The organism is Aliirhizobium sp. YIM B11859 (genome assembly GCF_057163345.1).
The window spans coordinates 150,295-175,056 of sequence record NZ_JBXHAY010000008.1; the positions used below are offsets into that span (position 1 = coordinate 150,295).

The 24,762-nt window shown below is 59.4% G+C and carries 21 protein-coding genes; 13 read left to right on the forward strand and 8 right to left on the reverse strand.

The window, feature by feature from the left end:
* Positions 1–10 precede the first annotated feature (10 nt).
* Positions 11–820: an ABC transporter substrate-binding protein gene (locus AC2GXZ_RS25905; RefSeq protein WP_483762118.1), complete on the reverse strand. Its 810-nt coding sequence runs from the start codon at positions 818–820 to the stop codon at positions 11–13.
* Between the two features lie 278 nt (positions 821–1,098).
* Between AC2GXZ_RS25905 and AC2GXZ_RS25910 the strand changes: the two genes are divergently transcribed.
* The 3 genes from AC2GXZ_RS25910 to AC2GXZ_RS25920 all read left to right on the forward strand — a co-directional run bounded on the left by AC2GXZ_RS25910 (position 1,099) and on the right by AC2GXZ_RS25920 (position 4,569).
* Positions 1,099–2,037 carry a GntR family transcriptional regulator gene (locus tag AC2GXZ_RS25910; RefSeq protein ID WP_483762119.1) on the forward strand — a complete coding sequence of 313 codons (939 nt, stop codon included), beginning with the start codon at positions 1,099–1,101 and terminating at the stop codon, positions 2,035–2,037.
* A gap of 541 nt (positions 2,038–2,578) precedes the next feature.
* A complete protein-coding gene (locus AC2GXZ_RS25915; protein ID WP_483762120.1) occupies positions 2,579–2,914 on the forward strand; it encodes a hypothetical protein in 336 nt (111 codons plus the stop codon).
* A 116-nt stretch (positions 2,915–3,030) separates the two neighbouring features.
* Positions 3,031–4,569 carry a DegQ family serine endoprotease gene (locus AC2GXZ_RS25920; RefSeq protein ID WP_483762121.1) on the forward strand — a complete coding sequence of 513 codons (1,539 nt, stop codon included), beginning with the start codon at positions 3,031–3,033 and terminating at the stop codon, positions 4,567–4,569.
* A 110-nt stretch (positions 4,570–4,679) separates the two neighbouring features.
* On the opposite strand, the gene AC2GXZ_RS25925 is transcribed toward AC2GXZ_RS25920, so the two are convergent.
* Positions 4,680–5,594, reverse strand: a complete 915-nt coding sequence (locus AC2GXZ_RS25925) for a LysR family transcriptional regulator (protein ID WP_483762122.1) — start codon at positions 5,592–5,594, stop codon at positions 4,680–4,682.
* Positions 5,595–5,814: 220 nt separating this feature from the next.
* Here AC2GXZ_RS25925 and dctA point away from each other — a divergent pair, with 220 nt between their 5' ends.
* The 3 genes from dctA (at position 5,815) to AC2GXZ_RS25940 (ending at position 9,508) form a co-directional block, all read left to right on the forward strand.
* Positions 5,815–7,122, forward strand: coding sequence for a C4-dicarboxylate transporter DctA (gene dctA / locus AC2GXZ_RS25930; RefSeq protein ID WP_483762123.1), 1,308 nt, complete (start codon positions 5,815–5,817; stop codon positions 7,120–7,122).
* Between the two features lie 34 nt (positions 7,123–7,156).
* Positions 7,157–8,320 carry a mandelate racemase/muconate lactonizing enzyme family protein gene (locus AC2GXZ_RS25935; protein WP_483762124.1) on the forward strand — a complete coding sequence of 388 codons (1,164 nt, stop codon included), beginning with the start codon at positions 7,157–7,159 and terminating at the stop codon, positions 8,318–8,320.
* A gap of 117 nt (positions 8,321–8,437) precedes the next feature.
* Entirely contained in the window at positions 8,438–9,508 is a 1,071-nt protein-coding gene (locus AC2GXZ_RS25940) for a tartrate dehydrogenase (RefSeq protein WP_483762233.1), read from the forward strand.
* 469 nt (positions 9,509–9,977) lie between these two features.
* On the opposite strand, the gene AC2GXZ_RS25945 is transcribed toward AC2GXZ_RS25940, so the two are convergent.
* Complete coding sequence (locus AC2GXZ_RS25945) at positions 9,978–10,748, reverse strand: class I SAM-dependent methyltransferase (protein ID WP_483762125.1); 771 nt, start codon at positions 10,746–10,748, stop codon at positions 9,978–9,980.
* A 151-nt stretch (positions 10,749–10,899) separates the two neighbouring features.
* Between AC2GXZ_RS25945 and AC2GXZ_RS25950 the strand changes: the two genes are divergently transcribed.
* The 6 genes from AC2GXZ_RS25950 to AC2GXZ_RS25975 all read left to right on the forward strand — a co-directional run bounded on the left by AC2GXZ_RS25950 (position 10,900) and on the right by AC2GXZ_RS25975 (position 16,320).
* The gene (locus tag AC2GXZ_RS25950; protein WP_483762126.1) at positions 10,900–11,808 is read left to right on the forward strand and encodes a LysR substrate-binding domain-containing protein; all 909 of its coding nucleotides are present in this window, start codon (positions 10,900–10,902) and stop codon (positions 11,806–11,808) included.
* A 148-nt stretch (positions 11,809–11,956) separates the two neighbouring features.
* A complete protein-coding gene (locus AC2GXZ_RS25955) occupies positions 11,957–12,580 on the forward strand; it encodes a nucleoside/nucleotide kinase family protein (RefSeq protein WP_483762127.1) in 624 nt (207 codons plus the stop codon).
* Between the two features lie 391 nt (positions 12,581–12,971).
* Positions 12,972–13,943 carry an alpha/beta fold hydrolase gene (locus AC2GXZ_RS25960; protein ID WP_483762128.1) on the forward strand — a complete coding sequence of 324 codons (972 nt, stop codon included), beginning with the start codon at positions 12,972–12,974 and terminating at the stop codon, positions 13,941–13,943.
* Between the two features lie 55 nt (positions 13,944–13,998).
* A complete protein-coding gene (locus tag AC2GXZ_RS25965) occupies positions 13,999–14,748 on the forward strand; it encodes an alpha/beta hydrolase (RefSeq protein ID WP_483762129.1) in 750 nt (249 codons plus the stop codon).
* The gene (locus AC2GXZ_RS25970) at positions 14,745–15,617 is read left to right on the forward strand and encodes an alpha/beta fold hydrolase (RefSeq protein ID WP_483762130.1); all 873 of its coding nucleotides are present in this window, start codon (positions 14,745–14,747) and stop codon (positions 15,615–15,617) included. Before AC2GXZ_RS25965 ends, AC2GXZ_RS25970 begins: the two co-directional genes overlap by 4 nt.
* A 25-nt stretch (positions 15,618–15,642) precedes the next feature.
* Positions 15,643–16,320, forward strand: a complete 678-nt coding sequence (locus AC2GXZ_RS25975) for an isochorismatase family protein (RefSeq protein ID WP_483762131.1) — start codon at positions 15,643–15,645, stop codon at positions 16,318–16,320.
* A 58-nt stretch (positions 16,321–16,378) separates the two neighbouring features.
* Here the strand turns inward: AC2GXZ_RS25975 and AC2GXZ_RS25980 are convergent, their stop codons facing one another.
* Positions 16,379–19,111, reverse strand: coding sequence for an ATP-binding protein (locus tag AC2GXZ_RS25980; RefSeq protein ID WP_483762132.1), 2,733 nt, complete (start codon positions 19,109–19,111; stop codon positions 16,379–16,381).
* A 239-nt stretch (positions 19,112–19,350) separates the two neighbouring features.
* On the opposite strand from AC2GXZ_RS25980, the gene AC2GXZ_RS25985 reads away from it, so the two are divergent.
* The gene (locus tag AC2GXZ_RS25985) at positions 19,351–20,157 is read left to right on the forward strand and encodes a GNAT family N-acetyltransferase (RefSeq protein ID WP_483762133.1); all 807 of its coding nucleotides are present in this window, start codon (positions 19,351–19,353) and stop codon (positions 20,155–20,157) included.
* A 336-nt stretch (positions 20,158–20,493) separates the two neighbouring features.
* On the opposite strand, the gene AC2GXZ_RS25990 is transcribed toward AC2GXZ_RS25985, so the two are convergent.
* The 4 genes from AC2GXZ_RS25990 to AC2GXZ_RS26005 are packed head-to-tail and all read right to left on the reverse strand — an operon-like array spanning position 20,494 to position 24,746.
* A complete protein-coding gene (locus tag AC2GXZ_RS25990; RefSeq protein WP_483762134.1) occupies positions 20,494–21,372 on the reverse strand; it encodes a ribokinase in 879 nt (292 codons plus the stop codon).
* Positions 21,369–22,244 carry a MurR/RpiR family transcriptional regulator gene (locus AC2GXZ_RS25995; RefSeq protein ID WP_132281092.1) on the reverse strand — a complete coding sequence of 292 codons (876 nt, stop codon included), beginning with the start codon at positions 22,242–22,244 and terminating at the stop codon, positions 21,369–21,371. The genes AC2GXZ_RS25990 and AC2GXZ_RS25995 overlap by 4 nt, the downstream gene beginning before the upstream one ends.
* Positions 22,241–23,215, reverse strand: a complete 975-nt coding sequence (locus AC2GXZ_RS26000) for an ABC transporter permease (protein ID WP_483762135.1) — start codon at positions 23,213–23,215, stop codon at positions 22,241–22,243. The genes AC2GXZ_RS25995 and AC2GXZ_RS26000 overlap by 4 nt, the downstream gene beginning before the upstream one ends.
* Positions 23,208–24,746: a sugar ABC transporter ATP-binding protein gene (locus AC2GXZ_RS26005; RefSeq protein WP_483762136.1), complete on the reverse strand. Its 1,539-nt coding sequence runs from the start codon at positions 24,744–24,746 to the stop codon at positions 23,208–23,210. Before AC2GXZ_RS26005 ends, AC2GXZ_RS26000 begins: the two co-directional genes overlap by 8 nt.
* Positions 24,747–24,762 lie beyond the last annotated feature (16 nt).

Below are 24,762 nucleotides of genomic sequence, written 5' to 3' on the forward strand. Positions count from 1 at the left end.
ATCGGACAGATCAGTTGAAGATCGCGACAGATGCCGGCAGCTTCCACTTTTCGATCAGGGTCTTGTAGGTGCCATCGGCAACGATCTCACTCAGGGCATCCTTGATTGACTTCTGCACCGCTGCATCGCCCTTGCGGGTTGCCATGCCGATGCTGGTGTTGGATTCGAATTCTTCCCCCACCGTTTCGTAGACGCCGGGAACAGAACTCTGCAGCACAACGGCGCCCGGCGTGGAATCGAAGGTCGCGTCAGCGCGGCCCTGGCGAAGGGTAAGCGCAGAATCCTGGGCGGTCGGGAAGGTCAAAACCTTGACGCCTTCAAGGTTCTTGGCCTTGCAGCGCGCATCATCGGCACGGGCCTGGCTTTCCTGAATGCCGCCGAGCGTGACGGAGACCGTCTTGCCGCACAGAGTATCATCACGGCCGGTGATCTTCTTCGGATTGCCCGCCTGCACGATCACCATATTGCCGATCTTCAGATAGGGAATGAAGTCGACCTGCTCGGAACGGGCCGGGTTGATGTACATGGCCGAATTGATGAGATCGATGCGGCTGCCGATCAACGCCGGAATGAGCCCCTTGAACTCCATGTTCATCGGCTTCGTCTCGGCTTTCAGCTTCTTCGACAGAGCAGCGATGAGATCGATGTCGAAACCAGTAAGCTGGCCGTCCTTCTGAAATTCGAACGGAGCGAATGTCGCGGCGACACCGTATGTCAGCGCGCCTTTTTCCACCAACCCGCTGGCCGGAAGCTCGGCGGCGGATGCAGAAGCGGCGATACCAAGTGGCAAGATCAATGCGGCGAGGATGTTCTTGAGCATGCGAGTTCCCTTGTTGTTATGTCAACATTGCATTTTCTGACTACAACAATACAATTCAAGAAATTTGAGAGTCAAGCAAGAAAGTGAAATATTACGCATCCTTAAATTGTGCCTATTTTTTGATCTTAATGGTCAATTTTGCCACATTAATCGAGATTTTCGACCGCAAATTGAGACATCATCGGCAATTCAACACACGCTTATCATCCAGAGATAGACTTTTCCCGATGAATGGCCTTAAGTCTGGCATACGAATATCATCCGCATGATTGTACAATATGTCCGTCAACGATACAAAACTCGCACCGATGGTGACGACAAATGCGCAGCAGGGTCGGCATCGCCTTGCCAACCAGATTCTCGACCTCATTCGCGACGCGAAATTCGAGATCGGGCATCACCTGCGCGAACAGCAGCTCGGCGACATGCTTGGCGTCTCGCGGACACCGGTCAGAGCAGCCCTCAGCCTGTTGGCAGAACGCGGCATTGTCGAGGCAAGAAAGAACCAGGGATTTTTCCTGAAGGCGCAACAGGTCGCACTTCATCGGACTGAAGTGGAAGTGCCGGCCACAGCCGATCAGGATCTCTATGCGCGCATCGTGGAGGACAGGCTTTCCGGCATTCTTGGCGACAGCATCACCCAGGCGGAGCTGACCCGGCGTTACAATATCGACCGGACACTTTTGCAACGAACCTTAACGCATCTGGTCAATGACGGGCTGCTATCCCGCAATAGCGGCCGTGGCTGGACCTTTCGACCGACACTTGATTCTCAGGTCGCCCTGCGTGACAGCTATGACTACCGCAGCACACTGGAACCGGCCGGGTTGCTTTTGAGCAGTTTTCAATTCGACGCCGGCCTGCTCGAGCGGTCGCGCCTGGAACACCTCTATCTTGAAGGGCATCCCGACATAGCCAGCGTCGATCCGCGCCAGCTGTTCGAAACGGACGCGCAGTTTCACGAAATGATCGCCGCCTTCAGCGGCAATATCTTCTTCCTGCAGGCCATTCAGCAGCAGAACCGGTTGCGACGGCTTCTCGAATTCGGCGGCTATTCCAACCGACGCCGTGTTCGGGATTGGTGCCGTGAACATCTGGACATTATTGATGCCATATTCCAGGGCGACAGACTGCGAGCATCCAATCTGATGCTTAGCCATCTCGGCGCGGCGCGGGGAGCCGCAAGGCATTATCCCAAGACCGATGCAAGGGCCTAAGCTCAGCGACCGGCTTCCGCATCAGATTCTGTTCTTGGAAAAAGGGAAACGTCGTTTCGTTTTTTTTGTGGAGTAGATCTCCGCCAAGTCCATCGAGCATATCGAACCATAGAGCCCAATTGACGTAGCAAATATAATCCCGATTGCTTTCTTCACAGTTCGTCGTCTGTGTATCGATTTCGATGTCACCATCGGTCAGTTGTTTTGAACAATTTAGCGGCACCGGCGGATTTCATGGTCTTGTTCGAGATTGAACCACGGCTCGCCCCGTTCATTTCAGGAAGCGGCCCGAACGCTCAATCAATCGAGGCAAAGATCCGTCACAAGGCCGGCCCTGCGTTTCGGATCCGCTTTTTGTTCTCTCGCGCCGATGGCCCCGGAGCCCGAATAAGGATGCCCCATCCCAGAAGACGGCATTTCGATCGAAGCTTACCAAGCTTTAACCCGCCGGATATCCAACGGTAATCCAGCACGAACTAATGTGCTCTTCACGGTCACGGCGAATAGAGCAGCTTGAAGACCGGATGACAGGATCAAGACCATGTGGACAACAGCACATAAGTTCGTCACCGCCGGTCTGGTCGCCTTGACGATTGCCGGTACGACAGTCGCCACCGCCTCCCAGGCTGAAGCACATAACAATTTCGGTCGCGGCCTTGCCGTCGGTGTTGCAGGCGCCGTGATCGGCGGCGCGCTGATTGCCGGCGCCACCCGAGCTCCGGCCTACGGGCCGCCAGCCTATATCGCAGCACCCTACGGTCCTCCGCCAGCACGATATTACGGCCCTCCACCGGTCGCCGCCTATTACCCCTCCTGCCATGTCGTATGGCATCAGGATCGTTGGGGCGACATGTATCGCACCCGCGTGTGCGACTAGACTGCCACACAACGGCATCCACCGTCCCCTTTGAAAGTCCCCTCAAATTTCGGCGTGCCGCCTTGCCGGCGGCGACGCCTTTGCGTGTCCAACTTTACCCAGAGAGTGAAACGACAATGTCCAACATCATTCGCAGAAACCGCGTCCTGGCCCTGCTCGGTGCCGCCATCGTCGCAGTCCCGCTGGCAACGCCAATCATTCTCGGTAACAATGCAGCTCATGCCGCATCGTCACCGTCTGCCGCCGCTACGCCCGTAAGCGGCATCATTGCGCCGGCCGGCTCGTTTGCCTCCATCGTCTCGGCCGACAAACCAGCCGTCGTCACCATTACCACGACGATGAAGGCCGAATCTGCTGCTGCAGATGAAGCCTCTCCCTTCGGCGACAACTCGCCGTTCAATCAACAGTTCAGGCAATTCTTCGGCCAGAATGGCATTCCCATGCCGCAGCAGGCACCCCAGCAGCGGCAGTCCCAACGCGCCGAGGCACTGGGCTCCGGCTTCATCATCTCCCCGGATGGCTATATCGTCACCAACAACCACGTCATCGACAAGGCGCTCGACATCAAGGTCACACTCGATGACGGGACAGAACTGCCGGCAAAACTCATCGGTGCCGATCCCAAGTCTGATCTGGCCGTGGTCAAGATCGAGACCAAGAAACCTCTTTCCACCGTCGCCTGGGGCAATTCCGACACATTGCAGCTCGGGGATCAGATCCTCGCAATCGGCAATCCGTTCGGCATCGGCACCACGGTCACCGCCGGTATCGTGTCTGCCCGTGGCCGCGATCTTCACTCCGGGCCTTACGACGACTTCATCCAGATCGATGCACCGATCAATCACGGCAATTCCGGCGGCCCGCTTGTGGATCACGACGGCAATGTGGTCGGCATCAACACCGCGATCTATTCGCCGAATGGCGGCAGCGTCGGTGTCGGCTTCGCCATTCCCTCCGATCAGGCCAAGCTGGTCGTCGCAAAGCTGATGAAGGACGGCTCGATCGAGCACGGCTTCATCGGTGTACAGATCCAGCCGGTCACCACCGACATCGCCAATGCGATCGGTCTCGACAAGCCGGAAGGTGCGCTGGTCGCCAACGTCAACGACGAAACGCCGGCCGCCAAGGCTGGTATCGAGACCGGCGACGTCATCACCGCACTTGGTGGAAAATCGATCGCGTCGCCTCGTGACCTTTCGCGCATGGTCGCAGATCTTGCACCCGGATCAAAGGAAGACCTGACGGTATGGCGCCAGGGCGCATCGAAAAATCTGCGCCTGACGATTGGTGAAAACGGAGAGGATCAACAGCAGGCTTCCGCCGCGCAAGGCAAGGTCGGTCCAGCGGCCCATAAGGTTCCGACCATCGGGGTTGGGCTTACCGATGTTACAGCCGAGATCCGCCAGGCTCTGAACCTCCCCGCGCGCGAAAAGGGTGCGGTCGTCGAAAGCGTGGCACCCGGCAAGCCGGCGGCCGACGCTGGCCTGCAGACGGGTGACATCATCGTTTCCGTCAACCAGCACGAAGTGACCACTGCAAACGAGGCCAAGGCCGCTGTGGCCGATGCAGGCAAATCCGGTCGCAAGGCCGTGTTGCTGCTCATCCAGCGTGGTGACAACCAGAGCTTCATCACCGTTCCCTTCTCGATCGGCTGAGCTCCACCGATAGATACGCCCGGCATCACTCCGCACTACGCAGCGGTGTTGCCGGGCGGAAATGGCCTGAATACCGAGGTCTTCGATAGATTGATTGGGGGGCGGCCGCCTTACGCCGTGAGCGTATTCCTGCCCTGCGCCATGCTCCAAAACATCTCCGCCATATCCGCCATCCGTCCACGCGGGCGGATCAGAACGATCTTCACCCCGACTGCCCAATCGTCCGAACCCGCCGAAGCCAGACGGCCGCCGGCTACCATTTCATCCGCAGCTAGGCTTTCCGGTATCCAGGCGACCCCTTTCCCTTCGATCGCCAGCGCCTTCAGCGCCATCGCCAGATGCGAGGAGAAAACCGGTTGCAGACGCAGCGCCTCGGTCCGGATAGCAAGGCTTGAGGCCAGGATACGGCCCATGCCGGATTTTTCCTCGAAGGAGAGATGCGGCACCACTTCGTCGGTCGCGCTTGAAATGTCGTAGAGCGGTCTGCCCCCTGCGTCCCGGCCGCTGACCGGGATTAGCCGGTCGCTGGCAAGCTCGACATGCCGGTAGTTGTGCATGTCGAGACGGATCCGGCTGTTTTCATGATAGTGGCAGAGCAGGAACTGCGCCCGCCCTTCGAGCATGATCCGCTCGCACTCGTTCATGTTGTCGGAGAGAAGCCGGATCGGCATGGTCGATGCCATGGAACCGAGATTCTGGATCCAGTGTGGAAAGAAGATGAAGGACAGCGCATGCGTCGCCGCAAAGGTCACGGTCGAGGCCGAGGCACGCAACTGCTCAAGATCTTGGCGGGCGCGCTCCAGCCGCCCACCGAGATCGTTTGCCGCGGCCAGCATGATCTCGCCGGCTGCGGTCAGCTTCAGCCGATGCGTCGAGCGATCGACCAGTTCCGAACCGCACCAGTCCTCTAGCGACCTTATCCGCCGCCCGAAGGCTGGCTGGGTGATATTCCGCTTTTCCGCCGCCCGCGAGAAATTCAGCGTATCGGCAAGCGCCTGAAGATCAGCAAGCCAAGTAACATCCATCGAAAGCCCTTCTCCCATCTCAATGCTTTTCATGCACCAAAGAAAGGACGTGACGTCGGGAAAATCAAATGATTTCCGTATTGCTGCAACGCAATGAGAAAATGTCGATGCCGAAACGGCACCAAACAAACACGCATCGGCATTGGACCCCGTTCCCAGCCACGTCCTAAAACGACATGTGCTCGGAGGAGAGTGCATGAACCAAGGGAGGAACGGGTCCATGACACGACGGCTGTTGGGACAGTTATATATTCAGGTTTTGATCGGCATCGCGCTCGGCATCATCGTTGGGCTGGTCGTGCCGGATTTCGCGACAAAACTGCAGCCGCTGGCGGACGGTTTTATCAAGCTCATCAAGATGCTGCTCGCACCGGTCATCTTCGCGACCGTGGTGCTCGGCATTGCCAAGATGGGTGACATCCGGGAGGTCGGCAAAATCGGTGTCCGGTCGCTGATCTATTTCGAGGTCCTGTCGACGATCGCGTTGGTGATCGGGCTCGTCGTCGTCAACATCATGCAGCCAGGCGTCGGGATGAACATCGATGCCAGCAAGATCGACGCGAGCGCGATTGCTACCTACCAGCAGACTGCACAGGCCCAGGGCGGCGCCGTCGAATTCTTCATGAACATCATCCCGACGACCATGGTCGATGCTTTTGCCAAAGGCGCGATGCTGCAGGTCATCCTCATCGCCGTGCTGATGGGGGTCGCCCTCGTCCAGCTTGGCGAACGCGCCGCACCGCTCGTCGATGTGCTGGACAATCTGCTGCAGGCGCTTTTCAAGATCGTCGCGATGATTATGCGGCTGGCGCCGATCGGTGCCGGCGCCGGTGTGGCCTATACGATCGGCAAATACGGGATCGGTTCGCTCTGGGCACTCGGCCACCTGATGCTCGGCGTCTACCTCACCTCGATCCTCTTCGTCGTCGTCATCCTCGGATCGGTCGCACGCTGGTCAGGCTTTCCGCTCTTGCATTTTCTTCGCTATTTCAAGGACGAGATCCTGATCGTGCTGGCCACCTGCTCTTCCGAAGCCGTCCTTCCGCGGATGATGGACAAGCTTGAAAAGCTCGGCTGCAAGCGGTCCGTCGTCGGCCTCGTCCTGCCGACCGGTTACACGTTCAATGCCGACGGAACCTGCATCTATCTGACCATGGCCGCCGTCTTCGTGGCGCAGGCCACCAACACGCCACTCGGGCTCGAGGGCCAGCTGGTGATCCTCGGCGTGCTGCTTTTGACTTCCAAAGGGTCGGCGGGCGTCGCAGGCGCCGGCTTCGTCACCCTCGCCGCAACGCTGTCGAGCTTCCACACCATCCCGGTTGCCGGCCTCGTGCTGCTGCTCGGCGTCGATCGCTTCATGAACGAGGCCCGTGCCGTAGTGAATCTGATCGGCAACGGCATCGCGACGATCGCCATCGCCAAATGGGAAGGCGCGCTCGACCGGGAAACCGTCAAGGCGGTGATCGCCGAACAACGCGGCGAGCGACCCCAGCGGATCACCGCCACCGGCGCGCCTGCCAGAAGCTGAACACACCGCAATACACATTAAAACGGAGCATAACATGCGTATCATTGATGTCTGCGAAGTCACGAAGCCGATCGCCTCGCCCATTCGCAACGCCTATATCGACTTCTCCAAAATGACGGCGAGCCTCGTCGCCGTCGTCACCGACGTCGTCAAGGATGGCCGCCGCGTCGTCGGCTACGGTTTCAACTCGAACGGTCGTTATGGCCAGGGCGGCCTGATCCGAGAAAGGTTCAAGGACCGTATTCTCGAAGCCGATCCGGCAGACCTGATCAACGATGCCGGCACCAATCTCGACCCACACAAGATCTGGGCGAAGATGATGATGAACGAAAAACCCGGCGGCCATGGCGAACGCTCGGTTGCCGTCGGCACGATCGACATGGCCGTCTGGGACGCGGTCGCCAAGATCGAGGGCAAGCCGCTTTTCCGGCTGCTGGCCGAAATGAAGGGCCGCGCAGCGGATCCGAAGGTCTTCGTATATGCGGCCGGCGGCTACTATTATCCGGGCAAGGACAACAGTGCGCTGCGTAAGGAGATGCGGGGCTATCTCGACCGCGGCTACAATGTCGTGAAGATGAAGATCGGCGGCGCCTCGCTCGACGAGGATCGCGGCCGTATCGAATCCGTGCTTGAGGAGATTGGGTCCGAGGCAAAGCTTGCCGTGGATGCAAACGGCCGTTTCGATCTGGAAACTGGCATCGCCTATGCCAAGATGCTGCGCGACTATCCGCTCTTCTGGTACGAGGAAATCGGCGATCCGCTCGATTACGCGCTGCAGGCGGCGATTTCGGAGTTTTACGATGCGCCGATGGCAACGGGCGAGAACCTGTTCTCGCATCAGGATGCCCGCAATCTGTTGCGTTACGGCGGCATGCGCGCCGACCGAGATTTCCTGCAATTCGACTGCGCGCTCTCTTACGGCCTCGTCGAATATCTGCGCACGCTGGACGTGTTGCGCCAGTTCGGCTGGTCGCCGTCGCGCTGCGTCCCGCATGGCGGCCACCAGATGTCGCTCAATATCGCCGCGGGCCTCGGTCTTGGCGGTAACGAAAGCTATCCCGATCTTTTCCAGCCCTATGGCGGCTTCCCGGACGGCGTGAAGGTCATCGACGGCCATATCACCATGCCCGAACTGCCCGGCATCGGCTTCGAAGGCAAATCCGACCTCATCAAGGTCATGCGCGAACTGGCGGAATGACGGGACCGGAGGGCGGCAGTAATTGGCTGCCCTCCGACCGAGCCCGACCTTGCGCGAAAATGCGGTGTCGCTAGGTTGGCAGCACCAAGACCCCATGAAGGAGAAGACGAGATGGCCATGCAAGCTTCGAACGCCTACAGGATTGCCGTGATCGCCGGCGACGGCATCGGCAAGGAAGTGGTGCCGGAGGGCTTGCGTGTTCTAGAAGCAGCGGCGTCGAAATTCGATATTGACATGAAATTCGACACGTTCGACTTCGCCTCCTGCGATTATTACGAAAAGCATGGCCGGATGATGCCGGAGGACTGGAAACAGCAGATCGGCGGGCATGATGCGATCTTTTTCGGCGCCGTCGGCTGGCCGGCACGCGTGCCGGATCACATCTCGCTGTGGGGTTCGCTCATCCAGTTCCGCCGCGAATTCGATCAATATGTCAGCCTGCGTCCGTGCCGGCTGATGCCCGGCGTCAAATCCCCGCTTGCCGGCCGCAAGCCGGGCGATATCGACTTCTATGTCGTTCGGGAAAACACCGAGGGCGAATACTCCTCGATCGGCGGGCGCATGTTCCCAGGCACCGAGCGCGAAGTGGTGGTGCAGGAAACGGTGATGACCCGCACCGGCGTCGATCGCATCCTCAGATATGCCTTCGAGCTTGCCGCCTCCCGCAAGGGCCACCTGACCTCGGCGACCAAGTCTAACGGCATCTCGATCACCATGCCCTATTGGGACGAGCGGGTGGAAGAAATGGCCGCGAACTATCCGGGCGTCAAATGGGACAAGTATCACATCGATATTCTCTGCGCCCAGTTCGTGCTGCATCCCGACTGGTTCGACGTGGTTGTCGCCTCCAACCTGTTTGGCGACATCCTCTCCGATCTCGGCCCGGCCTGCACCGGCACGATCGGGATTGCCCCTTCCGGCAACATCAATCCCGAGCGCAATTTTCCCTCGCTGTTCGAACCGGTTCATGGCTCGGCGCCCGACATTGCTGGCCAGGGCATCGCCAATCCGGTCGGCCAGATCTGGTCGGCAGCGATGATGCTGGATCATCTGGGAGAACCGTCGGCGGCGAAGGCAATATTGGATGCGATCGAGACCGTGCTTGCCGATGACAGACTGAAGACCGGTGATCTTGGCGGCAGCGCCAACACGGTCGAATGCGGCAAGGCGATTGCGGACGCACTCTAAATCATCGCAATGGCCACGCCAAACCGAAGTCGGCGGGTTTCTCGCCGCTTCCAGCTCGCGTTTGCGATCTCAAATTCGCCGCTTCTACGCACGGAAATTGGAAATCGAATGCGCCCAATGCGTTATGGCGGATGATTTAGCTCATCCGCCACTATGCCAACTAGAAATGTCCGTTTGGCCGCCGAACAGGAGGCCTGCGAGGCCCAATCTGAGCCGCTGATCCGCTTGCAGGATCAGATCGGGACGGGGGATACGGCCCCCTGGGCTTTAGTTTCGCGACGATAGACCCGTCACTCGCGGGCTTGCTAGGGCGACACTGCCTTTTCGCGACGCGCAAATATCGCCGGATCAGTCATGAAATCTTTCCGCCAGTGAGAACCATCAGGCAGGGCATCCGTATCAAACTACGCAAACGGGCCGGAAAGTGACGGCAGTGCGCACAGCTCTTCTTTTACGAAATGCGCTCCGCTCACGCTACGATTAGCCTTAATGAGCCCTCGAAGAACGGTTGCGTGCGCAGGACGCCGTAGCGAGCGTCCCAAGTGCCGTCGGCCAGATCCCGTCCGAGCTCGGCGACGAACCGCGCACCCACACTTTCATCGACGAAGCTCCATGCCGAGTTTGCAAGCCGGGCGCCCGCTTCCATGATGCGCTCCGGACGACCGTAATATGCCTCGCCAAAACCATCACTGCATTGCAACGGAATAGGCACGGGCAGAACCGCAACTTCACCACCAAGCGCATTGCTGATTGCAGTCATGGACGGATAGCGGCGCGCCTCGACCGAGATCATTTCCGGCGCATAGTCGTTCAGCCAGCACAGGGCGAGCGCGTCGGGATCGCAGGTCAGGATAACGACCGGTCCGCGGGTAACGCGGCGCATCTCGGATAGCCCGGAAACCAGATCCGGCCATTGATGGACCGTGAAAGTGGCCATGCTTGCATCAAAACTCTTGTCGGGAAAGGGAAGATTTTCGGCGACCGCGTCGATGGCCACGGGAAGGTGGGCAGGGCGCTGGGCACGCATGGACGCCGACGGCTCGATGGCGGTCACCGCACGATCGACCGGCTCATAGGAACCGGCACCGGCCCCGACATTCAACACCGTCATGGCATCGCCCAGCGACTGGCGGATGAAATCGGCGATGTGGGGGTCTGGTTGACGATAGTTCGCATACCCTTGCCCGATAACCCCATAGTTCGCGTCGCCGGCGCTGCCGTCAGTATATCTTTCACTCATTGCTTTCCTACCTCTATGCATTCCGCCGGTCGATCGTGGACCTATGTCATGTGCGAAAATGACATGTTCTGCTTTTCTTTCTTCGATAAGATCTGCTTTAACATCGAATTAGAAGCGATATGATCGAACAAGCAATGTTCAGAAATCTCACATGGCACGACAACTTCCATCGCTGAATGCTTTGCGTGCCTTCGAGGCGGCCGGCCGTCATGGTCGGATGACGCTGGCGGCTGACGAACTCAACGTTACCCACAGTGCTGTCAGCCGCCAGATCCAGCATCTCCAGGCGCTTTTGGGCGTGCCACTATTCGAAGGTCCAAAGAACAGGTTGAGGCTGACGGAAGCCGGAACGACATTGCTCGCTGGCCTCGGCACGGCCTTTGACCAGATCGATGCATCGGTGAGAGCCGTCGCCGACTCAAGCGAAGGTCCGCTTGACGTTTCCTGCCCCGGAACATTCACGATGCGCTGGCTTATTCCACGCCTGTATCGCTTCCAGTCCGACCATCCGGAAGTCGAAGTGCGGTTGACGGCGTCATCAAAGCCCGTGGATTTCGTGCGGGATGGCTTTGATGTGGCGATCCGGGTCGGGGATCCTCCCTGGCCCAACGGTGCCGATGTCATACCCTTATTTCCGGAGCAAATCGGCCCGGTCCTCGCAACCGTCCTGTTCGACGAGCGAGATGGACATCTGGATGGTCTTTCTCAGCTCTACACCCGCACGCGACCGAATGCATGGGCCGACTGGCTCTCCAGGTCGGGGCTGGCGTTTTCTTCGGGACCACGGGTCGATTACGAGCACTTCTATTTCATGCTCGAGGCAGCAAGGGTCGGACTGGGCGTGAGTGCCGCGCCTTGGCCTTATGTAGCCGATGACATCAAAGCTGGCCGGCTGGCCGCGCCCTTTGGTTTTGTCGACAGCGGCCATCATTACGTGGCTCTAAGACGAGCGAGACGAAACCGAAAGGCCAACCTATTCTGTGACTGGCTGGCCAAGGAAGCAGAAGACTTTCAGGTGTTGCATCCAGCGCCTAGGCAAACCAGGGCCGAAGGTAGCTGAAGTGGCACTGACGTAAAACTGTCAATCACCGCAGCTAGCTAGGCGGTCAGCTTTCATCTGGAGCATAACCCCTTTGCAATACGACAATCGCGCCGCGGTCCTGTGTGACCTCGCGTCAGCCATATCCTCGGTAGGCCTGAATCACCCCTTGCGCATCGCGGTAGACGGACGAACTGCTTCCGGCAAGACTACGCTGGCTGACGAGTTGGCGCTCATCCTCGGCGCAACCGGTCGGCAGGTCATTCGAACTTCCATTGACGGGTTTCATCGGTCAAAGGCTGAGCGCTATGCCCGTGGCCGGCATTCTCCCGAGGGTTATTATCATGATGCGCGCGATCTCGCAGCTATCAGCGCCCTTCTTCTGTCGCCGCTCGGTCCGGCCGGCGATCGTAGATATAGAACAGCCTCATTTGACCTAATCAATGATGCAACCATCGAGCAGGTACCGCAGCTCGCCTCGCCTGACGCCATGATCATCGTGGACGGGACCTTCCTGCAGCGCCCTGAGCTGATCGACAGCTGGGATATTACAGTATTTGTCGACACACGCGCAGCTGTGTCCGAAGACCGTGGACTGAAACGGGACGCCCAATTGCTTGGGGGTAAAGACCAGGCCCGCGCCATTTATACCGCCCGCTATCAGCCCGCATACCGGATATATGAAAGCATCTGCGCCCCGGCCACGAGTGCGGATGTCGTGATCGACAACAACGAGTTCGCTCGCCCGAGCATCACTTACAAAGATGGAGGAAAGCTGAAAAAGAGAGGCTAGGCGCAGCCGATGACGTCGTGCCACTTAGAACGAAACAACAAAAATCTCCGCCCGGCGCTCCATGCCCGTCTGATCTTCCGTATCGAATCGCGCCGGCGCGAGCTGTCCAGATCAATGACACCGATCGCCTCGCCGTTGCAGAATATCGGCACGACGAGTTCCGAACGGGAGGCTTGCCGGCGCTGCGGAACCGGAACGAAATCATTCCGGCGTCTAGCCGGCATGGCCAGCAGATCCGCTCCCTAAGTCAAATCCCGTTCTGCGCGCTTAGCCACGACTGACCGTTCAACTTTTTACCCTTATTTATCCCGGCCCCAAAGAAGGCCGGTGCTAGTCCTCTTTCCAGAGGTGCTGATGTGGATCCGCACCCATTTTTGGAGAGGTAAGGATCATGAAAAAGCTTATTATCAGCGCCATCGCACTCATGGCGGCCGTTGCTCCCGCTATTGCCAATGACCGTTGCATGCCGGCCAATGCAATCATCGCCGCAAAAACGGTTCCCGTCATTCATTACAAGAATATCGTGATCGACGGCGTGAAGGTCTTTTATCGCGAAGCCGGACCCAAGGACGCGCCGGTCCTCCTGCTCCTGCACGGATTTCCAACCTCGTCTCACATGTTCCGCAACCTCATTCCCCTGCTTGCAGACCGCTACCGCGTCATCGCCCCTGACTATCCCGGCTATGGGCAGAGCGACGCACCCGACCACACCAAATTCGACTATTCGTTCGCGAACCTCACAAACATCGTCGACAAGCTGACCGAAAAGGTCGGCGCCGGCCGCTACAGCATGTATGTCATGGATTACGGCGCGCCGATCGGCTACCGGCTCGCACTCAAACATCCCGAACGGGTCGAAACCCTGATCGTGCAGAACGGCAACGCCTATACCGAGGGCCTCGCGGCCTTCTGGGACCCGATCAAGGCCTACTGGGCCGAAAAGACGCCGAAGCGCCGGGAAGCACTTGCCGGTCTCGTGACCCTCGAAATCACGAAATTCCAATATACCGACGGGATGGGCGATGTTGCGCGGATCAGCCCCGACAACTGGGTCGTCGACCAGGCCCTGCTCGACCGACCGGGCAACAAGGATATCCAGCTGGACCTGCTGGGCGACTACGGCAGCAACGTGCCGCTCTACCCGCAGTTCCAGGCCTTCTTCCGCGACCGCCAGCCGCCGACACTGATCGTCTGGGGCAAGAACGACAAGATTTTTCCCGAGGCCGGCGCGCATCCCTATCTTCGCGATCTCCCTAAGGCCGAGATGCACATTCTCGACAGCGGCCATTTTGCGCTGGAAGACAAGCTCGACGTGATGGCGCCCCTCATCCGCGATTTCCTCGACCGCAAGCTCTGCAAGTGAGGCGCTCTGCGGGGCCCCTTGCGGCCCCGCACCCAACATCCCGAAAGGAAAAGAGATGACCAATTCCATTTTCGGCGCCCAGGCAACTGGCGCGCCATCGCTTTCGGTCGTCCTGGTGCACGGCGCCTTTGTCGACGGCTCCGGCTGGCAACAGGTTTATGGCGAACTCGTCGACCGCGGATTTGAAGTGCTTGTCGCACAGCATCCGACCGCCTCGCTCGAGGGAGACGTTACCGTTGTCAAGCGCCTGATCGCTGCGGCCAGAAATCCGGTTCTCCTAGCCGGCCACAGCTATGGCGGGGCCGTTATCACCGAGGCAGGCAACCATCCGCGGGTCCGAGGTCTGGCTTATATTGCGGCTTTTGTACCCGATGTCGGCGAGTCCGTTGCAGCGCTGAACGAGGCACCGGCAGGTCCCGGCGAGACGAAAGCACCGCTGCTGCCTCCTCAGGACGGTTATCTGCTTGTAGATCCGGCCCGTTTTCCGGAAGCTTTTGCAGCCGATGTTGACCATGCTACCACCCGGTTCCTGGCCGCTGCACAGCTTCCTTGGGCCATCGCGGCGGCCGTCACATCCCTCACCCATGCGGCATGGCAGACCAAACCAAGCTTCTATCTCGTCGCTTCCGCCGACAGGATGGTGCCTCCGACTGCGCAGCGCCGGATGGCGGCGCGGGCGGGAGCGGCGATCAGCGAAATCGACAGCAGCCATGCTGTGATGATCTCGCACCCGCAGGAGGTGGCCGCGTTCATCGCAGCAGCTGCCTCCACCGTAACGTCCACCGAAGGAGGAGACGAACAATGACGCAGCCCGTCACCTATCACCGAACCATGAGCGTTGCTGGCGTGGACATATTTTATCGCGAGGCAGGCGAGCGCGATGCACCAGTCGTGGTGCTGCTTCATGGTTTTCCGAGTTCTTCGCATATGTACCGCAATCTCATCCCGGCGCTCGCCGACGGCTATCATGTGATCGCGCCCGATCTTCCGGGGTTCGGCCTGTCAGGAATGCCGCCTTCGAACGACTTCGACTATGGTTTTGCGGCTTTCTCGAATGTCGTCGTCGGCCTTCTCGATCGGCTGGGTATCGAACGATACGCTTTCTACGTCATGGATTACGGCGCGCCGACCGGGTTTCGCGTGGCGTTGGCCCATCCCGAGCGGGTCACCGCCCTGATCATCCAGAACGGCAATGCGTATGACGACGGCATGGGGGACTTCTGGGCACCGACACGCGCCTATTGGGCCGATAACGGCACAACAAACCGCGATGCGATGCGGCCCTTTCTGTCGCTGGACGGGACGCGCTTCCAATACCTTACCGGCATGAGGGATCCGGCGCGGATCGATCCCGCCGCCTGGCTCTACGATCAGCTCTTCCTCGACCGCCCCGGTAGCGCGGAAATCCAGCTGGACATCATCTACGATTATCGCACCAATGTTGCGCTTTACCCGGCTTTCCATGCCTATTTCCGCGCATATCGGCCGCCGACCCTGATCCTTTGGGGTGAAAATGACCCGATCTTCCTGCCCGCCGGCGCACGTTCCTTCCTGCGCGACCTGCCCGACGCCGAGCTTCATTTTTTCGATACCGGACACTTCGCCCTCGAAGACAAGGCGGACGAGATGATCCCGATCATGCGCAACTTCCTCGCGCAAAACCTGACCAAATAGCCGAAACCCGGAAAGGATAACAGCCATGTACAGCAGCAAATCCAAGTCGAGTGTGCTCCCGACCGGCGGCGGCACGACCCTCATCGACCCATCCGACGCCCTGATCCTGCTTCTCGATCATCAGTCGGGATTGTTTCAGACGGTCAAGGACATCTCGGTCGCCGATCTCCGCCGGAACGTGGTGACGATCGCAAAGCTCGCCACGCTCCTCAATATCCCGGTCATCACCACCGCCTCGGAACCCGCCGGCGCCAATGGCCCGCTGATGCCCGAGATCCATGAATATGCACCGCACGCCGTCTATGTGCCGCGCAAGGGCGAAGTGAATGCATGGGACAATGACGATTTCGTCGGCGCGGTGCGCTCGACCGGACGCATGACGCTCATCATGGCCGGCGTCTGGACCAGCGCCTGCGTCATGTTTCCGGCGCTCGACGCCCGCGCCGCCGGTTATGACGTCTATGCGGTACTCGACGCTTCGGGGGATCCAAGCGACATGGCCTCGCGCATTTCACTCGCCCGCTTCGTGCAGGGTGGCGTCAAACCGACCTCGACCAATGCATTGCTGTCCGAGCTTCACCGCACCTGGGTACGGCCGGAGGCGGCAGAACTCGGCACGCTCTACGGACTTGTCGCGCCCAATTACGCAGCGGTCGCCGAGAGCTATGCGCAAGCACAGCAGGCTGCGCGCGAGGCCGGCTAGGGCTGCATTCGCCTTCTGTCCTGCGAGGTGACAACACGACAGGAAGGCAGGATCAGCTTCAGTCCATTTCAGCCATGGCAAGCTGTGTCCGCCGGATCGCTGCACCTGCACCCATCGCCCGGGCGCAATCCAGGGATTTTTGGAAATAGCGCGCAGCCTTCTGTGGCTGCGCGTTTCCGGCTTCAATCATACCCGCAACACGCCAGAGATCCGGATGCCACCAACGTTCCTCGCGGATCCCGATTTCGCCAACCGCGGCCCGCAGGCACTCCTCGGCTGACTGCATATCGCCTACGGCGATATAAGCCTCCGCCAGCAGGCTGCGGTAGAAAGGAACGCGGGCACGCCACCCGCCACGAAGCAGGCCGGCGATGCTGTCATGCATCAGGGCGAAACCAGCTCGGTTTCCTTGGGCCGACTGGATGGCGCCCGCAAAAAACCTGGCTGTACCCTCGTAGATACCAACAGTTTCACGTCGGCCGACTTCGGCAAGTTGTTTCTGAAGTTGCGAAGCGGTCTCCAGATCCCTCTCGACGAAGGCGATCGGAAGGCCCGTCAGCGAGATTGCATTGCCCAAGGATATCATGTGATCGAGATCGGCTGCCCGCACGATGGCCCGATCGACCAGACTGGAGGCACGATCCGCGTCACCCTGTAACCACAGCAGAAATGCCTGAGACAGACGAATGCCAACGGGCAGATCGACCTGGAACCGGGACAATCCATGCCCCTCTTCCAGATGACCCCAATCCTTCATCAACGCCTCCAGATGGGCCGATGCCGAATTGAACTCACCTGCATAGATCTTGATATGCGCCAGCAGGCGCTTGCCGTCGGGCGCAACCGCCCAGTCCAGTCCCTTTGTGGCCGCAAAATCGTTCATGCTGCGCAATGCCGTGCGCGGCCGGCCGGAATAGGCCAGGAAAACCGCCTGGCCGCATACAGAGCGTATCTGAAACTCGGCATCATGCGACCTGCCCGCATGAAAAATGCTTTCGCACCAGGCATCGTCGGTTTGCGGATGCATGTGGCGCGCGAGCGTCATGGCCCAGGCTCTGGCGGTTGAGAGCTTGGCCCGGCAGAGCGGCGCGAGCCCTTGAAGGGCTGGGCTATTCTCGCCTGCAAGGTCTATGGCCGCCAACATTTCCCGAAAAGCCGAAAGTTCCTGCCAGAGGGGCAATGCTGCGACCACCAGCTCGACGCCCAATCCCGCGTCGCCAGCCGGATCGAACGCCCAGCCGATCGCAGCCCTTATATCGTCGATCTGCCGCCGATATTTCCGCAGCCATTCGCGAGACGTCTGCGAAGACCATTCTCGTTCCGCAATCTGCAGCTTGTCTCGTATCCGGATCGCAAACTGCCGCCTTGCCTTCTCCCGGTAGCGTGAGCCGAAAAGGCGTTGCGCAGCATAGACGCCGGTGCTCTCGGCCAGCCGGTAGTGCATGGTGCCGCCATCATATTCCGCAGCAACGAGTGATTTCGCCACAAGCTGCGCCAAGGCATCACGTCCTGTCATAGGATCGAGAGCGCCCGCGGCATAGATCGCCTCGACATCCTCGGCGTTGAACCGGCCCGAAAATACCGAAACTAGACTGAGCAACACGGCCTCGCTCTCAGGAAGGAGCCGATAGCTCCAGTCGAGCGTGGCTTCCAAAGTCTGGTGGCGCAAGGGCGCATCCCTTGCTCCCCGACTCATTGAATCAAAACCGTCCTTGAAGAGATCATCGAGTTCAGAGGGTGCAAGGACGCTGGCGGTGCCGGCAGCCAGCTCGATAGCGAGCGCCAGGCCCTCCAGCCGCTTGCAGATCGAGACGACACTGCGGACATAGTCATCCGTCGGGTCTGCAAGGCCAGCCGCTTGCGATTTGCCGATGAAGAGCTGGATTGCCGGAAACTGCAGTGCATCGCTTGTGGAGAGCGGCGTCGTGCCATCCGGATAAGCGAGCCCGGAGAGAAAATGGATTTGCTCGTGCCGCGTCCGCAGCGGCTCGCGGCTGGTCGCGAGGATATGCGCGGCAGGTACCTCCGATGATATCCGCTCGAGGATCATCGCTGCCATCGAGATGACATGCTCGCAATTGTCGATGACCAGAAACACCTGGCTGCTTCGAAGGACATCGATCACGGCAGAAATCGGATCGTCCAGTCCAAGGGAAATGCCGAAAGCAGAGGCTATGGCGGGCACAACGAACCGAGGGTCACTGACTGTCGAGAGATCCGCAAAAACGATGGCCTCGCCGGCGCCGCAGCGATGTCGGGCAACGGTGACCGCAAGTGACGTCTTTCCGGCACCGCCCGGCCCGACGATTGCGACATAACCCGGCTGATCGAGCTTTTCGGAGATTTGCCGGATCGCATCATCGCGGCCAAGGAGTTCTCGCACACGAGGCGGGGCGGCATAATGGCTCTGGATTGAAGACCCGTGCCGCGCCACCGCCGGGCGATTGCTGTCCACTGCGGCGACAAACTTGTAGCCACGACCTGCGATCGTCGCGATATACTCCGTCAAAGGATCGAGATCGGCCAGCGAACGCCGCAAATTGCCGACATTGACCTTCAAATTGTGGTCGTGGACAATGTAGCCCGGCCAGACATGAGCGAATAGCTCGGCCTTGCTGACCACCTCGCCAGCCCGCGTTACAAGCAGGGTCAGTATATCGAATCCCCGTCCGCCGAGCGCAACAGGTTCTCCTTTGTGCAGAAGGGCCTGCGCCTCTGGCAGCAAGCGGAAATCGCCGAACTGGTAGAGGCTTTGCCTGGGAAAGGTACGGAGCTCGCCGTCGTTTGGCACTTTGCCCTCATAAATAGATAAAAGCCGGACGTTACACCGCACCAGACCATTTGCAAGACGTCTGGAAACGTGGTTGCAAATGTGTCCGATGTGATGGTGCAATTACCCGACACGTTCCTGGCACGGGCATTTTTCGATTGGGGAACATGTGCAGGAAATCGCCGCTGCGCTTGTCGCGTTATTAAGCAAATGATCCTCCTTATCCGTCAACCTTAGGTTTTCGGCTCAGGAGCACTGTCTTGGATCCCCGTTCTTCTGATTATCCTTACCCGACGAAAGAAGACGCCATTGAGGCCAAGGCTTTCATGGATCTGTATCAAGCCGCCCATGGGCGATTGCCGGGCGATGAACAATTCGAGTGCATTTCCATCCGTGGCGGATGCACGATCTCACTTCCACGCGCGCCTGCTATCGGTCTCAATCGCATCCTCGGTCTCAGCGCGCCCGAAGACCTCGAGCAAGCCTATGCCTGGATGAACATGAAGGCGGGTAACCGGTTCCTTCAGGTCAACATCGATGCCGCATCCGACGAGTTGAAACATTGGGTCCAGGCGAAGGGATTGGCTGCCTATGGTCCCGGATGGGCAAAGCTCAGGCGAGACGCACATTCTGTCTCCCTTCCATCGCAAGCAGATGTAAAAACACGCAAAGTTGGGCGCGATGAAGCCGAATTGTTCGGCACAATGATGTGCGCAGGGTTCGGCTTTCCGGAAAACCTCGCCGCTCTATGGTCCGCAATCGTCGGACGAGACGGATGGTCGTGCTTCTTCGCGTTGGACGGAGCAACACCGGTTGGAACCGGAGCCATGTTCGCTTCAGGATCTTTTGCCTGGCTCGGCGGAGGAACGACAGTTCCAAGCTTTCGAAACCGCGGCGCGCAGAAGGCCCTTATTCACGCTCGTTTACAGGAAGGCGCAGCCCGCAACGTATCGACTTTCGTGGTCGAAACCGAGGTGCCGTCGGTTGAAAAGGCGAATATCTCACACACCAACCTCGCGAAAATGGGATTCGTGCATCTCTACAACCGAAGCAACTTCATCTTGTGAAGGGCTTGTCGCCAAGCACAGGTTCCGTCGGTGCATTCGCCGGATAAACCGGTTCGGAAAAATCGGCTACGGACAATGATAGTCGTCTTAGGCCCTTGATAGGAAGCGAACCACCGTCCGCATTATTCGGACACCAGCCTATATTCGGGGAAACAATCAATATTATGCCGATGATGCCGCACCGAACTTCCGGATGACATAACATTGCCCCTGCTTGAAACCACGTAAGCGAATTCGACCTAACTCATCGCGAGCCAGCTTTTGGGGTCAGTGCTTAAGAAGGTGGCCGACTCTGTCCTGTCAAATTTTCTTGTCGTTGGTTTTGCTGAAAAATGTTCAGCGCTGCGAGCTCACAAGGATCGCAGCGGCCTGGTTGGCCGCAGAAAGCGCGATCTTCATGCTTTCTCCCTGTAGCAATTGCGCGGCCAATACGCCGATAAATTCATCACCGGCGCCATGTGTGCTGACAAGTTTGATCTTGATTGCCGGTATCGTCGCCTCTTCACCGTCGTGCTGCGCATAGGCAACGCCTGCACCGCCAGCCGTAACGACGGCCACCGGAAAGGTTTTTGCAAGAACGCGCGCTGCCGCAATCGCATCGTCGAGCGTATCGATCTCGGCACCACCAGCCAACGCCTCCGCTTCGACAGCGTTGACGACCAGAACGTCAATCAACCCCGCCAGTTCGGGCGACAGGTCTCTTACCGGCGCGGCATTCAGAACAACCTTGCCCCCTGCTCTTTTCATTGCTGAAGCCGCCAGCACATTCGCCGGATCCGGCACTTCGTTCTGCAAGACGAGGATATTGCCGGCCTGAAACAGCGATGCGGCCTGCTGTACATCGGTTTGCCCAAGCTGAAGATTGCTGCCCGAAACGATGACTGCGCCATAGTCGCCTTCGGAATCGAAGATTGCCACGCTCATGCCAGAGGCGGCGCCTTCGATCATCCGGACATAATCGAGTTCGACCGCGTTTGCGGCAAGATTGACGGTGAGTGCGCCGCCAAAGTCGTCGTCACCCACGGCACCGATCATCGCAGACCGCACGCCTGCCTTCGCGGCAGAAACCGCCTGGTTTCCACCCTTGCCGCCGCAGGCCGGATTCCACGCCGAGCCGGTGACCGTCTCACCCTTGCGCGGCCGCGCCGGGCCTTTGACGATGATGTCGTAATGCAGGCTGCCGAAGACGACGACGGCGGGGGTGGATGCAGTCATAGGAATTTGTCTTTCCGTTTGGAGGCGACGGCCGCCATGGTCTTTTCGAGATGGTTTTCGGCGGCGGTGTAATCGCGCTGCGCAACAGCCACGAATACGGCGTCGAGAATATTGAGCTGGGCGATGCGGGCGGCCGCATTCTCGCCCATCAGCGGCGAACCCTGCGCTGTCGAACAGAGAACGACGTCGGCATGCTGCGCCAGCGGCGATTCATTGTAATTGGTGATCGCAATCGTGCGGGCACCGTTGCGTCTGGCGGTCTGCATCGCCTCGATAACGGCCATTGTGTTGCCGGAATGCGAGAAGCCGACGGCAATATCGTCATTGCCGAGTAACGAAGCGGACATCAGCATCATGTGGGAATCGTCATAGACGCTGGCGCGCACGCCGATCCTCAGAAACTTGTGAGCCGCATCGCGGGCGATCTGCGCTGAACCGCCGACACCATAAAAATCGCGCTGACGGGCACCATGGATCAGGTCGGCAGCGCGGTCGAACGCTTTGACATCCATGATCGAGAGGGTTTCTTCCAGCGCCTGGATCGAGGTGCGGAATACTTTCTGGATGATTTCCTGAGACGTGTCCTCGATGGACAGTTCCTGGTGCATTTCCGCCGTCGGCAAACGGTTATATTGGGAAACCGCATTGCGGAATTCGCGATAACCCGCAAACCCCAGTTTCTTGGTGATCTTTACGACCATGGCTTCCGAGACGCCGGCATCGGTTGCGATTTCCTTCAGCGACGTATCGTCATTGAAGCTGCGCAGCGCAAAGACGGTCTCAACCACCCGTGCTTCCAGCGGCGTCAGCAGTGGCAGGCGCATGCGAATGCGCGGGCCGACCGCCTTCGGATCCATATTGTCGGAATTCATCCCCGTCCCCTTGTCGCGCGATCGATCATCATTGCGACAAGAATTATAAGGCCCGTTGCGAGAAGTTGATAGAAAGCCTGGACGTTCATCAACGTCAAACCGTTGCGCATGGCACCGAGAATGATGGCGCCGAGGATGGTGCCGACGATCGAGCCCTTGCCGCCCATCAGCGACGCACCACCGATTGCGGCGGCCGCAATGGCATCAAGTTCCCAGAGATTGCCGAGGATAGGCTCTGCGGCACCGAGGCGACCGATCAGAATGAAGGATGCAAGCGCCGCCAGAACGCCGGAGATCACGTAGGCGGTAATCTTGGTAAGCGCGATCGGCACACCGGCGACATAGGACGCTTCTTCATTGCCGCCGACAGCGAGTAGATATTCACCGATCGGCGTCTTCTTGAGCAGGACCCATGCTCCGAAAGCGACGACTGCAACGATGATAACCGAGTTCGGAATGCCACCCACATTGCCGTTGAACAGTGACCGGAAACCCTGCGGCACGCCGAGAACCGGATTGCCGCCCGTATAGATCAGCGCGATGGCGCGGTAGGTGCTGAGCGTCCCGAGCGTGACGATGAACGGCTGAAGGCCGACATAGGCGACCAGAACGCCGTTGACGAGACCGCAAAAGGCGCCGATGCCGAGACCGGCAAGCAGCGCCACGGGCACGGGAACGCCCGTCACCAGGAGAGCGGCCGTCAGCACGGCGGAAATCGCCGCAGTCGGACCGACCGACAGGTCGATGCCGCCGGAAATGATGACCAGCGTCATGCCCAGCGCGATGCAGGCATTGATGCTCGACTGCTGCAGGATGTTGATGAGGTTGCGCTCGGACAGGAAGCCCGGCACCAGCGCCGCAAACACGGCCATGATGATGATCAGGCCGATCAGCGTGCCGGCATCACGCAGCGAGAACGAGCTGAAGAGTTTCGAGGAACGCTTGGGCGTTTCGGCGGCGATATCAGACATGGGTGTGCTCCTGCGTCGAGGAATGTGTATTTGGCTCGCTATCGCCGACGGCGTGCGAGACGATCGCCTGTTCCGTCAGCTCGTGTCGTTCCAGCTGGGCGGCGATGCGGCCGTTGCGCATGACGATGACCCGGTCCGACAGCCGGATGACCTCGGGAAGTTCCGAGGAGACAACGATGACGGACTTGCCTTCGGCGGCGAGGTTTTCGATCAGATGATAGATTTCGGACTTGGCGCCGACATCGATACCGCGTGTCGGTTCGTCGAACAGCAGGATTTCAGATCCGGCAGCCAGCCAGCGGGCGATGATCGCCTTCTGCTGGTTGCCACCGCTGAACAGCTTGATCGGACGATCGATCTGGAATGGCCGCAGGTTGACCCGTTTCAGCAATGTCTCGGCGGTATTGTTAACGGTCGAATGGCGAACGACGCCAACTTTTGCGAATTTCCGCAAGGACGGCAGCGCCATGTTCAACGACACCGGCCGCATGGGGATGATGCCCTCGCGCTTGCGCTCTTCCGGCAGCAGGCCGATCCCGGCCGAGATGGCGGAGCGCGGGTTTGTCAACTTCAGCGCACGGCCGTCGATGCTGATCTCGCCGGACCCGATCTTGTCGACACCGGCCAGAAGGCGCAGCAGTTCGGTACGTCCCGAGCCGACCAGGCCGGCAATGCCGACGACTTCGCCGCGTCTTATTGTGAAGGAGACGTCGCGGACATGCGTGACCGCGGAGGAAAGGCTGCGCACTTCGACACGAACGTCCTCCTTCACAAACGAATTGTGTTCTTCCTGCATTAGCTCGCGGCCGACCATCATCGCGATCACGTCCGACTGGGCGGCGGTGCGCAGGTCGACTGTGCCGACCACGTTGCCGTCGCGCATGACGGTGCCCTGGTGGCAGATGCGAAAAACCTCGTCCATCTTGTGCGAGACATAGATGATCGCAACGCCCGAAGCCGCCATCTTCTCGATGATGACGGCAAGGCTCTCGAACTCGGCCGGCGTCAGGCTCGACGTCGGCTCGTCCATCGCGACGATCCTGGCATTTTCGAGCAGTGCGCGGGCGATCTCGACGATCTGCCGCTGCGCCACCTTCAGGTTCTTGATCGGCGTCGAAGGGTCGATCGACGGGTCGATCATGGCAAGCGCTGCAGCCGCGCGCTTTTCCTGCTCGCGACGATTGACCAGCAATCCGCCGGCAGTCTTCAGCGGATGGCCGAGAAACATGTTCTGCGCCACAGTCAGATTGGGGATCTGCTGCAGTTCCTGATGGATCATGGCGATGCCGGCGCGGCGGGCATCCTCGGGGCTCCTGAACGTGGCAAGCTTGCCATCGACGTAAAAATCGCCGCTGGTCTGGCGCGACACACCGGACAGAATGCGCAGCAGCGTCGACTTGCCGGCGCCGTTTTCGCCGAGAAGAGCGTGAACTTCACCGGGCTTTATGGAAAAGGTCGCATCCGAAAGCGCCTTGACGCTTGGAAAGGTCTTGGTGATGCCCTCGAACTTGAGGCGAGCCGTTGTCGTCATCTCGGTGCTTTCATCA

Coding starts and splice junctions, on each gene's coding strand:
- AC2GXZ_RS25905 (WP_483762118.1), bottom strand. CDS start 820: ATGCTCAAGAACATCCTCGCCGCATTGATCTTGCCACTTGGTATCGCC.
- AC2GXZ_RS25910 (WP_483762119.1), top strand. CDS start 1,099: ATGTCCGTCAACGATACAAAACTCGCACCGATGGTGACGACAAATGCG.
- AC2GXZ_RS25915 (WP_483762120.1), top strand. CDS start 2,579: ATGTGGACAACAGCACATAAGTTCGTCACCGCCGGTCTGGTCGCCTTG.
- AC2GXZ_RS25920 (WP_483762121.1), top strand. CDS start 3,031: ATGTCCAACATCATTCGCAGAAACCGCGTCCTGGCCCTGCTCGGTGCC.
- AC2GXZ_RS25925 (WP_483762122.1), bottom strand. CDS start 5,594: ATGGATGTTACTTGGCTTGCTGATCTTCAGGCGCTTGCCGATACGCTG.
- dctA (WP_483762123.1), top strand. CDS start 5,815: ATGACACGACGGCTGTTGGGACAGTTATATATTCAGGTTTTGATCGGC.
- AC2GXZ_RS25935 (WP_483762124.1), top strand. CDS start 7,157: ATGCGTATCATTGATGTCTGCGAAGTCACGAAGCCGATCGCCTCGCCC.
- AC2GXZ_RS25940 (WP_483762233.1), top strand. CDS start 8,438: ATGCAAGCTTCGAACGCCTACAGGATTGCCGTGATCGCCGGCGACGGC.
- AC2GXZ_RS25945 (WP_483762125.1), bottom strand. CDS start 10,748: ATGAGTGAAAGATATACTGACGGCAGCGCCGGCGACGCGAACTATGGG.
- AC2GXZ_RS25950 (WP_483762126.1), top strand. CDS start 10,900: ATGGCACGACAACTTCCATCGCTGAATGCTTTGCGTGCCTTCGAGGCG.
- AC2GXZ_RS25960 (WP_483762128.1), top strand. CDS start 12,972: ATGAAAAAGCTTATTATCAGCGCCATCGCACTCATGGCGGCCGTTGCT.
- AC2GXZ_RS25965 (WP_483762129.1), top strand. CDS start 13,999: ATGACCAATTCCATTTTCGGCGCCCAGGCAACTGGCGCGCCATCGCTT.
- AC2GXZ_RS25970 (WP_483762130.1), top strand. CDS start 14,745: ATGACGCAGCCCGTCACCTATCACCGAACCATGAGCGTTGCTGGCGTG.
- AC2GXZ_RS25975 (WP_483762131.1), top strand. CDS start 15,643: ATGTACAGCAGCAAATCCAAGTCGAGTGTGCTCCCGACCGGCGGCGGC.
- AC2GXZ_RS25990 (WP_483762134.1), bottom strand. CDS start 21,372: ATGACTGCATCCACCCCCGCCGTCGTCGTCTTCGGCAGCCTGCATTAC.
- AC2GXZ_RS25995 (WP_132281092.1), bottom strand. CDS start 22,244: ATGAATTCCGACAATATGGATCCGAAGGCGGTCGGCCCGCGCATTCGC.
- AC2GXZ_RS26000 (WP_483762135.1), bottom strand. CDS start 23,215: ATGTCTGATATCGCCGCCGAAACGCCCAAGCGTTCCTCGAAACTCTTC.
- AC2GXZ_RS26005 (WP_483762136.1), bottom strand. CDS start 24,746: ATGACGACAACGGCTCGCCTCAAGTTCGAGGGCATCACCAAGACCTTT.